Source organism: Peribacillus simplex (assembly GCF_001578185.1).
In the GTDB taxonomy this organism is placed as follows: domain Bacteria; phylum Bacillota; class Bacilli; order Bacillales; family DSM-1321; genus Peribacillus; species Peribacillus simplex_A.
The window spans coordinates 1710995-1725820 of record NZ_CP011008.1; the positions used below are offsets into that span (position 1 = coordinate 1710995).

13 protein-coding genes are annotated in these 14826 nt (G+C 40.2%); all 13 read left to right on the plus strand.

The window, feature by feature from the left end; genetic code table 11:
* Window positions 1-80 precede the first annotated feature (80 nt).
* The 13 genes from UP17_RS08090 (at window position 81) to rny (ending at window position 14722) form a co-directional block, all read left to right on the plus strand.
* Window positions 81-1616: an ABC transporter ATP-binding protein gene (locus tag UP17_RS08090; RefSeq protein WP_061462465.1), complete on the plus strand. Its 1536-nt coding sequence runs from the start codon at window positions 81-83 to the stop codon at window positions 1614-1616.
* Entirely contained in the window at window positions 1609-2652 is a 1044-nt protein-coding gene (locus tag UP17_RS08095; RefSeq protein ID WP_061462466.1) for an ABC transporter permease, read from the plus strand. Before UP17_RS08090 ends, UP17_RS08095 begins: the two co-directional genes overlap by 8 nt.
* Window positions 2653-3612, plus strand: a complete 960-nt coding sequence (locus UP17_RS08100) for an ABC transporter permease (protein ID WP_089364410.1) — start codon at window positions 2653-2655, stop codon at window positions 3610-3612.
* A gap of 202 nt (window positions 3613-3814) precedes the next feature.
* A complete protein-coding gene (yfmF, locus tag UP17_RS08105) occupies window positions 3815-5095 on the plus strand; it encodes an EF-P 5-aminopentanol modification-associated protein YfmF (protein ID WP_061462467.1) in 1281 nt (426 codons plus the stop codon).
* Window positions 5095-6381, plus strand: coding sequence for an EF-P 5-aminopentanol modification-associated protein YfmH (gene yfmH / locus UP17_RS08110; protein WP_061462468.1), 1287 nt, complete (start codon window positions 5095-5097; stop codon window positions 6379-6381). The genes yfmF and yfmH overlap by 1 nt, the downstream gene beginning before the upstream one ends.
* A gap of 19 nt (window positions 6382-6400) precedes the next feature.
* On the plus strand, window positions 6401-7126 hold the full coding sequence (gene ymfI, locus UP17_RS08115) for an elongation factor P 5-aminopentanone reductase (RefSeq protein WP_061462469.1): 726 nt from the start codon (window positions 6401-6403) through the stop codon (window positions 7124-7126).
* An 80-nt stretch (window positions 7127-7206) separates the two neighbouring features.
* Window positions 7207-7464, plus strand: a complete 258-nt coding sequence (locus UP17_RS08120) for a DUF3243 domain-containing protein (protein WP_061462470.1) — start codon at window positions 7207-7209, stop codon at window positions 7462-7464.
* A gap of 243 nt (window positions 7465-7707) precedes the next feature.
* The gene (locus UP17_RS08125) at window positions 7708-8499 is read left to right on the plus strand and encodes a DUF3388 domain-containing protein (protein ID WP_061462471.1); all 792 of its coding nucleotides are present in this window, start codon (window positions 7708-7710) and stop codon (window positions 8497-8499) included.
* Window positions 8500-8507: 8 nt separating this feature from the next.
* Window positions 8508-9419 carry a helix-turn-helix domain-containing protein gene (locus UP17_RS08130; RefSeq protein WP_250211775.1) on the plus strand — a complete coding sequence of 304 codons (912 nt, stop codon included), beginning with the start codon at window positions 8508-8510 and terminating at the stop codon, window positions 9417-9419.
* 160 nt (window positions 9420-9579) lie between these two features.
* The gene (gene pgsA, locus UP17_RS08135) at window positions 9580-10164 is read left to right on the plus strand and encodes a CDP-diacylglycerol--glycerol-3-phosphate 3-phosphatidyltransferase (protein WP_034313524.1); all 585 of its coding nucleotides are present in this window, start codon (window positions 9580-9582) and stop codon (window positions 10162-10164) included.
* Between the two features lie 22 nt (window positions 10165-10186).
* Entirely contained in the window at window positions 10187-11419 is a 1233-nt protein-coding gene (locus tag UP17_RS08140) for a competence/damage-inducible protein A (RefSeq protein ID WP_061466024.1), read from the plus strand.
* Between the two features lie 347 nt (window positions 11420-11766).
* Window positions 11767-12813, plus strand: a complete 1047-nt coding sequence (gene recA / locus UP17_RS08150) for a recombinase RecA (protein WP_061462474.1) — start codon at window positions 11767-11769, stop codon at window positions 12811-12813.
* Window positions 12814-13162: 349 nt separating this feature from the next.
* Window positions 13163-14722, plus strand: a complete 1560-nt coding sequence (gene rny / locus UP17_RS08155; protein ID WP_061462475.1) for a ribonuclease Y — start codon at window positions 13163-13165, stop codon at window positions 14720-14722.
* Window positions 14723-14826: the final 104 nt, after the last annotated feature.

A 14826-nucleotide genomic window follows, 5' to 3' on the forward strand; every position in this document is an offset into this window, starting at 1 on the left:
AATTAATGAGAACTATTAGGAATTTATCATATCTCCTAGTTAGGTATCAGAATCCTCATTTCTATAGGAGTTGATTATACGTGGAACATGTAATTGAGATGCTTAATATACGCAAAGAATTTCCTGGTATTATTGCAAATGATAATATAACCCTTCAAGTGAAAAAAGGGGAAATTCACGCATTGCTAGGTGAAAATGGAGCTGGTAAATCCACGCTCATGAATGTGCTTTTTGGATTATATCAACCGGAACAGGGCGAAATCCGAGTAAATGAGCAGATTGTTCAGATTACAAGTCCGAATGTTGCCAATGACCTCGGAATTGGGATGGTGCATCAGCATTTTATGTTGGTTGATCCATTTACAGTTACCGAAAATATCATTCTAGGAAAAGAACCATCAAAATATGGAAAAGTTAATGTAAAGGGAGCGAGTGAAGAGGTAAGGGAACTTTCTGAACGATATCATTTAAGCGTAGATCCAGATGCGAAAATTGCGGATATATCGGTGGGGATGCAACAAAGAGTAGAGATTTTGAAAACCTTGTACCGTGGTGCTGAAATTCTGATTTTTGATGAACCTACTGCGGTTTTGACACCCCAGGAAATAAAAGAGTTAATAACGATTATGAAAGCTCTTATTAAAGAAGGAAAGTCGATTATCCTTATTACACATAAGTTAAAAGAAATTATGGAAGTTTGCGACCGAGTCACGGTTATTAGAAAAGGCAAAGGTATAGGTACAGTGAACGTAAAGGATACAAATCCTGATGAACTAGCCAGTTTAATGGTTGGACGGGATGTGGTTTTTAAAACAGATAAATCGCTAGCAATTCCGCAAGAAGTCGTTTTAGAAGTGAAGAATCTGGAAGTGAAGGATTCCCGTGGTGTATCAGCTGTTCATAACCTTGACCTATCAGTTCGTGCCGGTGAAATTATCGGTATTGCCGGAGTGGATGGAAATGGACAGTCTGAACTTATCGAGGCACTTACAGGATTGAAGAAAGTGGCTTCAGGTACAATAACATTAAACGGAAAACAAATACAAAATATGAAACCGCGTAAAATCACCGAATCTGGAGTAGGACATATACCTGAAGACCGTCATAAACATGGTCTTGTCCTGGATTTCAGCATTGGGGAAAATATCGTGCTACAAACATATTATCAAGAGCCTTTTTCATCAGGAGGCATTTTACATTCGAAGAGAATATTCGAAAAAGCTCGTACTATCATAAAAGAATATGATGTCAGGACCCCTAATGAATATACACCGGCACGGGCACTATCAGGCGGTAATCAGCAAAAGGCAATTATCGGTCGTGAAGTCGACCGGAATCCTGATTTACTAATTGCAGCACAGCCCACACGTGGATTGGATGTTGGTGCAATCGAGTTCATCCACCGTCGATTGATTGAACAGCGTGATGCGGGGAAAGCTGTACTTCTCATATCTTTTGAATTAGATGAAATAATGAATGTCAGTGATCGAATCGCTGTTATTTATGAAGGGGAAATCGTTGCAATAGTTGATCCTAAAGAAACAACAGAACAGGAATTGGGATTATTAATGGCTGGAAGTAAGCGTTCGGAAGCAGGTGAAAGAGAGAATGTCTAAATATTTTTATAAATTAACGAGTCCATTATTTGCTGTCATACTCGGATTGCTCGCCGGTGCCATTATCATGTTGGTCAGTGGGTATAATCCGGTTGAAGGTTATGGAGCAATGTTAGCGGGAATCCTAGGTGATTCCTACTATGCTGGAGAAACCTTAAGGACGAACATTCCTTATATTCTTGCTGGTTTAGCCGTTGCCTTCGCCTTTAGGACAGGACTGTTCAATATTGGAGTAGAGGGTCAATTAATTGTAGGCTGGCTTGCAGCGGTTTGGGTCGGTGTAGCTTTTGATCTTCCTAAGATCATTCACTTACCATTAGCAGTACTTGCTGGTGCTGCAGCTGGGTCTCTATGGGCTTTTATTCCTGGGTATTTGAAAGCTAAATTCCGTGTGCACGAAGTAATTGTATCCATCATGCTTAATTACACTGCTTTATATGTAACGAATTATTTAATTCAAAATGTTATTTCTGATAACCAGGACAAAACTGAACGGATTGCGGAAACAGCATCTCTTCGTTCTCCATATTTTGAGAGTTTAACAGACTTCTCCCGTCTTCACTGGGGAATCTTTATAGCAATCATTTGTGTATTCATCATGTGGTTCATCCTGGAAAAAACAAAAACCGGTTTCGAATTAAAAGCTGTTGGGTTTAATCAGCAGGCTTCGGAATATTCGGGTATGAGCGTAAACAAAAATATTATTCTATCTATGGTCATTTCTGGTGCGTTTGCAGGACTTGCTGGAGCTATGGAAGGCTTAGGCACTTTCGGCTATGCAGCGATTAAAGGTGGATTCACGGGAATCGGCTTTGACGGGATTGCGGTGGCCTTACTAGGAGGCAACTCAGCGATTGGGGTCGTGTTAGCTGCTTTCTTGTTCGGTGGTCTTAAAGCAGGGGCAATCAATATGCCATTGGAGACCGGGATTCCAAGTGAAATTGTTGATATTGTCATAGCATTAATCATATTCTTTGTTGCATCAAGTTATTTTATTCGTTGGATTGTGCAACGCTTTAAGAAGGGGGCGAAATAAGTGGACTTTTATCAAGTGTTACAAATCATCATTCCGTCCATGATTGCTTATGCTGCCCCGCTGATTTTCACTGCGCTTGGTGGCGTGTTTTCTGAACGATCTGGTGTTATCAATATAGGGTTAGAAGGGTTAATGGTAATTGGGGCTTTCACAGGAATCGTTTTTAACTTAATGTATGCAGATGTATTTGGAGTTTGGACACCATGGCTATCCGTTGTTGTCGCCATGCTTGCTTCCCTGCTATTTTCAGCTCTTCATGCAGTGGCATCGATAACATTCCGAGCGGACCAAACGGTAAGTGGGGTTGCTATTAACTTACTGGCGGTTGGACTCACATTATTTCTAGTAAAGAAGATTTATGATAAAGGGCAGACGGATATAATTACGGAGACTTTCCCGAGGATAGATATTCCCTTGTTAAGTGATATTCCTTTTATTGGTCCAATCTTCTTCTCAAATGGTTACTATATTGCATATCTTGCCATTATCGTAGCAATTATCGTTTGGTATATCATTTTTAAAACTCCCTTCGGACTTCGTCTCCGGGCTGTAGGGGAACATCCGATGGCTTCGGATACAATGGGCGTAAATGTAACGAAGATCCGTTATCAGGCTGTCCTTCTTTCAGGAGCTTTTGCTGGTATCGGAGGAGCAATTCACGCGACTTTATTTGCGAATGATTTCAGTCATACGACAATAAATGGGCAAGGTTTCATGGCCATTGCCGCAATGATCTTTGGTAAATGGAATCCACTAGGAGCCATGGGAGCTGCGTTATTCTTTGGCTTGGCACAAAGTTTAAGCATTGTCGGATCAAGTCTTCCATTCATAAAAGACATACCATCCGTTTTCTTATTAATTATGCCATATGTTCTGACGATCATTGCACTAACAGGTTTCATTGGACGTGCAGATGCTCCGAAAGCATCCGGACAGCCATACATCAAAGGGAAAAGATAAGTTATCTTAACCGGTCAGCAAACTGTGCTGACCGGTTTTTCTCTTTGTATAAGCACAAGATCGGACTGGTAAAACAAAAAAAGTAGCTGTAACTTGCATGATTTTTCCTTTCACATGTATATTTTAAGTAGATGTTTAAAAGGGTCCCGATCTACAAACAATAAGCTAATAAAGGTGATTTATATAATGAGGAGGATTATTCATGTCTATTGCTTCCGATACAATTACGGAAAAAAGCGGCTACAGGCTTCATGTGGTCCGTACGGATAAATATAAAACGAATACTCTGGTGCTGAAGATGAAAGCCCCGCTTACAAAAGAGGACGTTACATATCGTGCATTGCTGCCATATGTGTTACAAAGCAATACAAATAAATATCCTACAACACCCGAGCTTCGTTCGTATCTTGATGATTTATACGGGGCAGGGTTTTATGTCGATGTAGTTAAAAAAGGTGAATATCAAATCATAAGTTTTACGATCGATATCGTCAATGAAAAATTCCTTAGTGATTCAACGCCGCTTCTCGAAAAGGCTTTTGGATTATTATCAGAGGTGATCTTTAATCCGAAGAAGAATGGCGAAGCCTTTGACCCTAAAACGGTTTCCATTGAAATCCGTTCTTTAAAACAGCGGATTCAATCCATTTCCGATGATAAAATGCGTTATTCAGCAACACGGCTTGTAGAGGAAATGTGCAAAAACGAACCATATGCTTTAGAAGCGAGCGGTAATCTGCAAGACTTGGAAACGATAACGCCTGAGTCACTTTTCGCTTATTATAAAAAAATGCTGACTGAGGATGAAATTGATTTATATGTGATAGGTGACATTGATGAATCAGAAGTGGGGGGTCTAGCTGACAAGTATGTGTCACTAAAAGAACGAGTGCCGGTGAGTCTGACAAGGATTACGGGTAACGAAGTGGAAAAGGAAAAAGAAATCATTGAGAATTCGGATGTGAAACAAGGGAAATTGAATATCGGCTATCGAACCCATGTTGCATACGGTGATCCGGATTATTATGCTCTTCAGCTATTCAATGGGATTTTTGGCGGCTTTTCACATTCGAAGCTTTTCATTAATGTCAGGGAGAAAGCAAGCCTTGCTTATTATGCAGCTTCAAGGCTCGAAAGTCATAAAGGTCTATTAATGGTCATGGCCGGCATTGAAAATGCCAACTACAAGCAGGCATTGGAAATCATTCATGCACAAATGAAGGAAATGAAGCAAGGGAACTTTTCCGAAGAAGAACTGGCACAGACGAAGGCGGTCGTTAAGAACCAACTCCTTGAAACCATTGACGTTTCGAGAGGACTTGTGGAAATTTTATATCATAATGTGGTTTCCGGGCAGGATATATCACTCGACGAGTGGTTTGCCAAAACAGAGCGGACGACAAAGGAAGAAATCATTGCAGTGGGTCAAAAGATTCAGCTTGATACGATTTATTTTCTAACAGAAGAGGAGGTGCAAGGGTAATGGAGAAAATAGCATTCAATCAATTGAAAGAAGAACTTTTCCATGAAAAAATGGATAATGGCCTCGAAGTATATATTCTTCCGAAAAGTGGGTTCAATAAATCATTTGCAACGTTTACGACGAATTATGGTTCAATCGACAACCATTTCAAACCATTGAATCAAACGGAATTCTCAAAAGTACCTGATGGAATTGCACATTTTCTTGAACATAAGCTTTTTGAAAAGGAAGATGGTGATGTTTTTCAGCAATTCTCAAAACAGGGAGCTTCTGCAAATGCTTTTACTTCTTTCACCCGTACAGCTTATTTGTTTTCAAGCACGTCCGATTTCGATAGGAATCTAACGACCTTAATCGACTTTGTCCAGGAGCCTTACTTTTCAGAAAAGACGGTAGAGAAGGAAAAAGGAATCATTGGGCAGGAGATCAATATGTATGATGATAATTCAGACTGGAGGCTGTATTTCGGGACGATAGCCAACATGTATCATCATCATCCAGTAAAAATTGATATTGCTGGTACTGTGGAATCCATTGCTGATATTTCGAAAGATATGCTTTACGAATGTTATAATACGTTTTATCATCCAAGCAACATGCTCCTATTCATTGTAGGACCGGTAGATGTCGAAAGTACGATGAAGCTGATTCGGAATAATCAAAATAATAAAGACTATTACCAACAGCCTGAGGTGGAACGTAAATTTGATCAAGAGCCGGAAACCGTTGCCAAGGATAAAGAAATCTTAAAAATGAATGTTCATACACCAAAAGTGATGCTGGGCATCAAGGCCATCAATGTTCACCAAACCGGTTTAAAGCTTTTGAAAAGGGAATTGGCGGCTAATATTTATTTGGAAATGCTGTTTGGAAAAAGTTCACCATTGCATGAGGAGCTATACGAGAAAGGGTTGATCGATCAAAGCTTCTCTTATGATTATACTCAGGAGCAAGGTTTTGGGTTTGCGTTAATTGGCGGGGACAGTGCAAAACCTGATGAATTGACGGAGTCTTTATTTAGTATCCTGCAAAAATCTAAAGCCGGAACCGGCTTGAATGAAGAAAGCCTGCAAAGGACGATCAAGAAAAAAATCGGTTCTTTCCTTCGTTCTCTGAATTCGCCGGAATATATAGCGAATCAATTCACCAGGTATGCATTCAATGATATGAACTTGTTCGATGTGGTATCGGTTTTGGAAAAACTAACGATTGAAGATATAAGGGAGATCGCCAAGGACTTGATATCCGATGAACGGATGACTGTCTGCCAGGTACATCCTAAATAATATTAAAGGGGGCGGGAATGTGGGGAAACGTTTTGCCCTTATTACTGGAGCCAGCGGAGGAATCGGCAAGGAAATCGCTATAAAGCTTGCCGAGGAGAATTATTCACTTTATCTACATTATAACAGCAATGAAGAAGCGATCCTTGAACTAATCGAAGAACTGAAGCCATATCAAGTCGAACTTATTCCTGTTCAAGCGGATTTGGCTACACCGTACGGCTATAAGAAATTGGCGGAAAATATTTTCGCCCTTCATGCAATCGTCCTTAATAGTGGGAATAGCTATTATGGGCTCATATCGGACATGGATGAGAAAATCGTAAATGAAATGGTCCAGCTGCATGTAACGAGCCCTTTCCAATTAACAAAGGAACTGCTTCCGAAGCTGATGTACCAAGAACAGGCGGCTATTGTTGCGGTCACATCGATTTGGGGGCAGACGGGTGCATCCTGTGAAGTATTATATTCCATGGTCAAAGGCAGTCAAAATGCTTTTATCAAGGCGCTCAGCAAAGAAGTATCCCTTAATGGAATCCGGGTGAATGCCGTTGCCCCAGGAGCGATTTCCACTTCCATGCTCGAATCTTTCAGTGCAGAAGATTTGGAAATCATCAAAGGTGATATCCCAATGGGCAGGATGGGTAATTCAAAAGAAGTCGCCGAGGCCGTATACTATTTGCTTTCTGACAAGTCATCTTATATCACCGGACAAATTTTAGGAGTAAATGGTGGATGGTACACATGATTTTTTAAAGACATGTATAATTTCCCCGGTTCCTTCACAAAATATCTATGTACTATTTTGAAAGGAAAGGGTGACCATACATGTCTGTACTAGACAATTGGGATCAATGGAAAAATTTCTTAGGCGACAGATTAAATCAAGGTGAACAACAAGGTTTGTCAGATGGTGCTGTTACCGACTTGGCTTTCGAAATCGGTGATTACCTTGCGAAGCAAGTTGAGCCCCAGAATGAACAACAGAGAGTACTTGCTGATCTTTGGTCAGTCGCAAGCGATCAAGAAAAACATGCCATGGCAAGCGTTATGGTTAAGTTAGTCGAGAACAATGGAACAAGGTAAAAAATATCAATCCAAAGGCCCTGTTATTATTTAACAGGGCCTTTGGATTGATATTGATCACAATTTATCCCCATATATAAAAATGAATACTTTTTATAGGGTTTTTCCTTTTAACTTATCATGAAATGCTATATTATAGAAGCTAGACAATAATAACTAATGGGTGCAGACCTTTAAATTTACGATGGATAAGTTTTGCCCCTAATTTTAGGGTAAAAGCTTTTAGGCTTAAGGAGTGTTATCGTGGAGAATAAAGAATGGTATTTTGAATATGAAATTCAAGTCAACCGTCCAGGTTTATTAGGGGATATTTCATCCCTGCTGGGTATGCTGTCCATCAATATCATCACTATTAACGGGGTCGATGAAGGCAGGCGTGGTTTACTTTTGATGGCGAAAGATAGCCGTAACATAGAAAGATTCGAATCAATCCTCCATACGATGGATACGATAAAGGTCATTAAGCTTAGGGAACCTAAATTGCGTGACCGTCTCGCTGTCAGGCATGGAAGGTATATTCAGCGCGATGCTGATGAGAAAAACACCTTTAGGTTTGTACGTGATGAACTAGGCTTACTTGTCGATTTCTTGGCCGAGCTATTTAAACAGGAAGGTCATAAATTAATCGGGATACGAGGTATGCCACGTGTCGGAAAAACTGAATCTATCGTAGCCTCGAGTGTTTGTGCTAATAAGAGATGGTTGTTTGTGTCATCGACCCTTTTAAAGCAAACTATTCGCAGTCAGCTTATTGATGATGAATATAATAATGATAATTTGTTCATTTTAGATGGAATTGTTTCCACACGCCGTGCAAATGAGCGTCATTGGCAGTTGATTCGCGAAATCATGAGGCTTGATGCGGTTAAAGTCATCGAACATCCGGATGTTTTTGTCCAAAATACGGAGTATACTCTCGAAGACTTTGATTATATTATTGAATTGCGAAACAATCCAGATGAAGAAATAACATATGAAGTTGTCGACCAAAAAGACCAGTTTTCAGGGTCCAATTTTGGCTCCTTTGACTTTTAAAATGGCAGGTGTTTTATTTGACTGAGTTAGGTAATCGATTAAGGGAAGCTAGGGAAGCCAAAGGGCTTAGCCTAGAAGATTTACAGGAATTAACGAAGATTCAAAAGCGTTACCTCATTGGCATTGAAGAGGGTAATTACAGTATGATGCCTGGAAAGTTCTATGTACGGGCATTCATAAAGCAATATTGTGAAGCGGTCGGGCTGGATTCAGAAGAGATTTTCGAACAATATAAGAGTGAAGTGCCTTCAGTCTATAGCGAGGAATTGCCAGAACAGCTTTCAAGGGTCCAATCCCGGAAAACGATGCCGGCAGGGAATTCCAAGGTTGTAGAAATGTTACCTAAGGTCCTGGCTGCCGTTTTAGTCATTGGTGCAGCTGTATTGATATGGGTCCTGGTATCGAACTATATGAGTAAGCCGGATATTGATGATAAAAAGGGCGCTAAACAGAGCGAAGCCGTGGGTTACAATAAAAGTGCTGGGTTTAATAATGAAGAAAAAGAGAATCCAGACAAGAAACAGAATGATGTAAAACCAGATTCATCTGATAAGAAGAATGAAGATGAATCAGATGTTAAAGATGAAAAGAAAGAGCAAAAGCTTGCCGTCATCAGTTCCAGCGGTAAAAATAGTACGTATGAATTGAAAAATACGGATACCTTTAAATTAAAGGTGACTTCCAAAGGCTCACCATGGGTAGGCATAAAAAATGGTGAAGGTAAATTACTATTCCAGGGCACCATCGACAATAATGAGAGCCAGGAAATTGATTTCACGAATGAAAAAGAAGCTGTCATCAATATTGGCAGAGCGTATGAAACTGAAATTTTTGTAAATGATGAGAAGCTGGAGTATTCCATTTCACCGACTGAAGTGAATACGCAATTGGTAACGATACAATTTACGAAAGCCGAATAGTCATCTTATAGATGACTATTTTTTCTCTATACAATATTAAGACCGGATTTTGCTCTACCTGGCATAAGATTGGTTTTGAGTTAAATTATACATATAAGCATTATTTTAGATCTATAACGCATTGCCCTAAAGGCAGGCGTAAATTTTGGAGGTAAAAGTTTTGAATCTGCCTAATAAGATTACAGTAGCAAGAATCTGTTTAATACCAGTATTTTTAATCATCATGCTCGTTCCTTTTTCTTGGGGGACGTTGACTTGGGGAGAATACAGTTTGCCAGTGGCACATTTAGCTGGTGCCATCCTCTTTATCATCGCTTCTACTACTGATTGGATCGATGGCCATTTTGCCAGGAAATATAATATGATTACTGATTTAGGGAAATTTTTAGATCCATTGGCTGATAAGCTTTTGGTTTCGGCTGCCCTAATTGTATTGGTTGATCTGGATTTAATGTACGGTCAGTCTTGGATTGCTATCGTGATCATTAGTCGTGAATTTGCTGTGACCGGTTTGCGTTTGGTACTGGCGGGTACAGGAGAAGTGGTTGCAGCGAATCAGCTTGGTAAAATTAAAACATGGGCACAAATTGTTTCTATTTCGGCATTATTGCTGCATAACCTTCCATTTGCCCTCATTTCTCTTCCGTTTGCTAATATCGCATTATGGATTGCATTGATCTTTACAATATGGTCAGGTTTGGATTATTTTATAAAAAACAAAGAAGTATTTGTTAATTCCAAGTAAAACGAATGGTGGTTTTGAAAAGATGGATGCAGAAATCATTGCAGTGGGCTCTGAGCTTCTTTTAGGACAAATCAATAACACTAATGGGAGATTCCTATCGCAGCAGTTTGCGGAAATGGGAATCAATGTTTTTTACCATACTGTAGTCGGGGATAACGACCGTCGTTTACAACAAGCTATAGAAATCGCTGAATCAAGGGCGAACTTGATCGTCTTTACAGGTGGACTAGGACCTACCAAAGATGATTTAACGAAGGAAACGATTGCTCGCCATATAGGGAAAAAGCTCGTTTTTAATGATGAGGCTTTGCAATCCATTGAAGCTTACTTCCAAAAACGGGACCGCCCGATGACGGAAAACAACAAGAAGCAGGCCCTTGTATTGGAGGGCAGTGAAGTGTTGGCGAACGATCATGGCATGGCACCGGGAATGGTCTTGTCCAAATCCGGGATTACATATATGCTTCTACCTGGTCCGCCAAGTGAAATGGAGCCGATGTTTTTAAGTTATGGTTATGAGTCGATCATGAATAAATTGGATAAGCACGAACGGATCGATTCCAAGGTTCTTCGGTTCTACGGGATAGGTGAAGCCGAACTGGAAACGGTTATTGAAGATCTTCTTGTCAATCAAACGAATCCGACAATTGCTCCTCTGGCAGCCGAAGGGGAAGTGACATTAAGGATTACCGCTAAAGACTCATCCAAAGAAAAATGCGAAGAGCTTATTTTAGAATCGGAAAAAGAAATCCTTAGCCGGGTAGGCAAGTTCTATTATGGAAGTGATAATACTTCGCTAATAAAGGAACTTGTAAAAGAATTAACGGTCCGTAAACTTTCAATCGCGGCAGCCGAAAGCTTGACAGGTGGAATGTTCCAAGAACAGCTGACAACCATCCCGGGGGCCGGTAAAGTTTTCAAAGGCGGCATTGTCAGTTATACGAATGATGCAAAGTCAAATGTACTTGGCGTCAGTGATGATACCATCTCTGAGCACGGGGTGGTCAGCGGTGAGTGTGCAATGGAAATGGCCTCTAATGTCCGGAAAAAGCTCGATGCAGACGTAGGCATAAGCTTTACGGGTGTCGCAGGACCGGATGAACAGGAAGGCAAGCCTGTTGGTACAGTATTCATTGGCATTTCTTATCGGGATGGAAAGACTCATTTCAAAGAATTGAATCTTTCCGGAAGCAGGGCGCAGAATCGTATTCGCAGTGTGAAGTACGGCTGTCATTACCTGTTAAGGGATTTATAAACGCTGAAGCAGAGCTTTTTACGGCTCTGCTTTTTTATTTGGTTGAAAAAGTTTGTTTCTTGAAAAAACGGGGAAAAAGAAAAAAGTTAATTCAAAGAAAAAAGTTTTTAAAGTGAGTAAGTGGATGGAAATGGGGATTTCCTCAAGGTAAAATGGTTTTTTATAAAGAATATCCCGAAAGAAAAAAACGAATGAATGTTCGACTTTTTGCTTGGCAAAATAGTAAAAAGAGTATATAGTAAAGATAGGTTTTGAGACAGGATACAAACCTTGATCTCAAATAATTGCTAACGTTAGAAAACCTTTAATCGGACAGCCGATTATTTGAATATAGAGGAGGAAATTGAGTGAGTGATCGTCAAGCGGCTTTAGATATGGCGTTAAAACAAATTGAAAAACAATTTGGTAAAGGTTCTATTATGAAACTTGGGGAACAGTCTGATCGAAGGATTTCAACGATTTCAAGCGGTTCTTTAGCATTGGACGTAGCATTGGGAGTAGGCGGATATCCAAGAGGTCGGGTCATTGAGATATATGGACCTGAAAGCTCCGGTAAAACGACTGTCGCATTACATGCTATTGCAGAAGTACAAAAGACTGGTGGCACGGCTGCATTCATTGATGCTGAGCATGCTCTAGATCCAGCATATTCAGAAAAACTTGGTGTGAATATTGATGAGCTACTGCTTTCACAGCCTGATACGGGTGAACAAGCCTTAGAGATCGCCGAAGCGTTAGTTCGAAGTGGAGCGGTAGATATCATAGTCATTGATTCGGTTGCCGCACTTGTTCCTAAAGCTGAAATTGAAGGTGAAATGGGAGATTCCCATATGGGTCTTCAAGCACGGATGATGTCTCAGGCACTTAGAAAACTGTCTGGTGCCATTAATAAATCAAACACCATTGCCATTTTCATTAACCAAGTCCGTGAAAAAATTGGTGTAATGTTTGGGAACCCAGAAACGACTCCGGGAGGCCGGGCATTGAAGTTCTATTCAACTGTTCGCCTGGAAGTGCGTCGTGCGGAACAATTAAAACAAGGTAATGAAATTGTCGGTAATAAAACTAAAATCAAAGTTGTAAAAAACAAGGTTGCCCCTCCATTCCGTCAAGCAGAAGTTGACATCATGTATGGTCAAGGGATTTCTCAGGAAGGTGAAATCATCGATATGGGTGCAGATCTTGATATCGTCCTTAAAAGCGGCTCATGGTACTCATATAATGAAGAGCGTGTCGGACAAGGCCGCGAAAATGCGAAGCTGTTCTTAAAAGAAAATCAGGATATCGCTCTGGAAATTTCTCAGAAAATCAGAGATCACTATAATCTTGATGGAGAACATGAATTGCCACCAGAAGAAAATGAAACAGAAGAACATTTTGAATTACTTGATTAATGGTAGGAAAAGGTCTAAGCTTGATCGCTTAGGCCTTTTCTATATATTGTGAGAAAAATGTGAAATTTCCAGCGGGTTAAATGGCTGTGAAAACGGATTTACAGACATTTTCCATAATGAATGCTGTACTTAATGGTGGTTCATATAAAGAAAACTTGAATAATCATTGATACATAAGGGACAAACGCTTGACAATAAAAATTCTCAACTATACAATTAATATGTATATTTTACAATTTTTCAAACTAAAATTTTGAAAATTAAGTGCTGTATATTGAATTTAGTGCAATGTACTTGCCGACAGTTCAACATTTTATGTAAAAAGTTCATAGCAAGGGGAGGTGAAACGATGGAACCCATGACAATCATCTTCACTTTGCTTGGCCTAATCGTCGGTGCAGTTGTTGGTTATTTTATTCACAAATCAAAATTTGAGAGTAAAATAGCAGGGGCAAAGGGCTCTGCAGAACACATCCTTGAGGATGCAAAACGTGAAGCGGAAGCTCTTAAGAAAGAAGCCTTGTTGGAAGCAAAAGATGAAATTCATAAAGTTCGTTCTGATTCTGATCGGGAATCCCGTGAAAGAAGGAACGAATTACAAAAACAAGAAAATCGGTTATTGCAAAGAGAAGAGAATCTGGACCGAAAGGATGAAACGTTAGACAAACGTGAAAGCCTTTTGGAGAAAAAAGAAGATTCTCTAAACCAAAGACAACAGCATATTGAAGAGATGGAAAGCAAAGTGGAAGAGACGGTTCGTAAGCAGCAAACAGAGCTTGAACGTGTTTCCGGTTTAACTCGAGAAGAAGCTAAAGCAATCATTATAGACCGAATGGAAAACGAACTGGCTCACGATGTAGCGCTTATGATTAAAGAAAGTGATACCCGTGCCAAAGAAGAAGCTGATAAAAAAGCAAAAGAAGTTCTTTCTCTTGCCATTCAGCGTTGTGCGGCTGATCATGTTGCAGAAACCACCGTTTCTGTAGTGAATCTTCCAAACGATGAAATGAAAGGACGGATAATCGGACGTGAAGGACGAAATATCCGGACGTTAGAAACGCTAACAGGTATTGACCTTATTATTGATGATACTCCTGAAGCTGTCATTTTATCTGGATTTGATCCAATTAGACGGGAAACGGCACGCTTGGCTCTTGAAAAACTTGTTCAGGACGGACGGATTCATCCGGCTCGAATTGAAGAAATGGTTGACAAAGCAAGACGTGAGGTGGATGAACATATTCGTGAAATTGGTGAACAAACAACTTTTGAAGTTGGAGTTCACGGTCTCCATCCAGATCTTATCAAAATACTAGGACGTTTGAAGTTCCGTACAAGTTATGGGCAAAACGTACTTAAGCATTCAATTGAAGTGGCCCAGCTTTCAGGTTTACTGGCCGCAGAGCTTGGTGAGGATGAAGTTCTTGCCCGCCGTGCAGGTTTATTGCATGATATTGGGAAAGCGATTGATCATGAAGTGGAAGGCAGTCACGTTGAAATTGGCGTTGAATTAGCAACCAAATATAAAGAGCATCCAACTGTCATTAACAGCATCGCTTCCCATCATGGTGATACTGAACCAACTTCCATCATTTCAGTGCTTGTGGCTGCCGCTGATGCATTATCAGCTGCAAGACCGGGTGCTAGAAGTGAAACGCTTGAAAATTACATTAGAAGACTTGAAAAACTTGAGGAGATTTCCGAATCCTATGATGGAGTGGAAAAATCATTTGCGATTCAAGCCGGACGAGAAGTACGGATTCTAGTGAAACCAGAGCAAATCGATGACCTTTCGGCCCATCGACTCGCTCGTGATATCCGAAAAAGGATTGAAGAAGAGCTCGATTACCCAGGTCATATAAAAGTCACGGTCATCCGTGAAACAAGAGCAGTCGAATACGCCAAATAAATTGATAATGAAAGACGAAGTGGTGCAAACCACTTCGTTTTTTCTTTTTCTAATATTAATCGATAAGCATGATTCCTATAATGACACCATGTTATGTTACAATA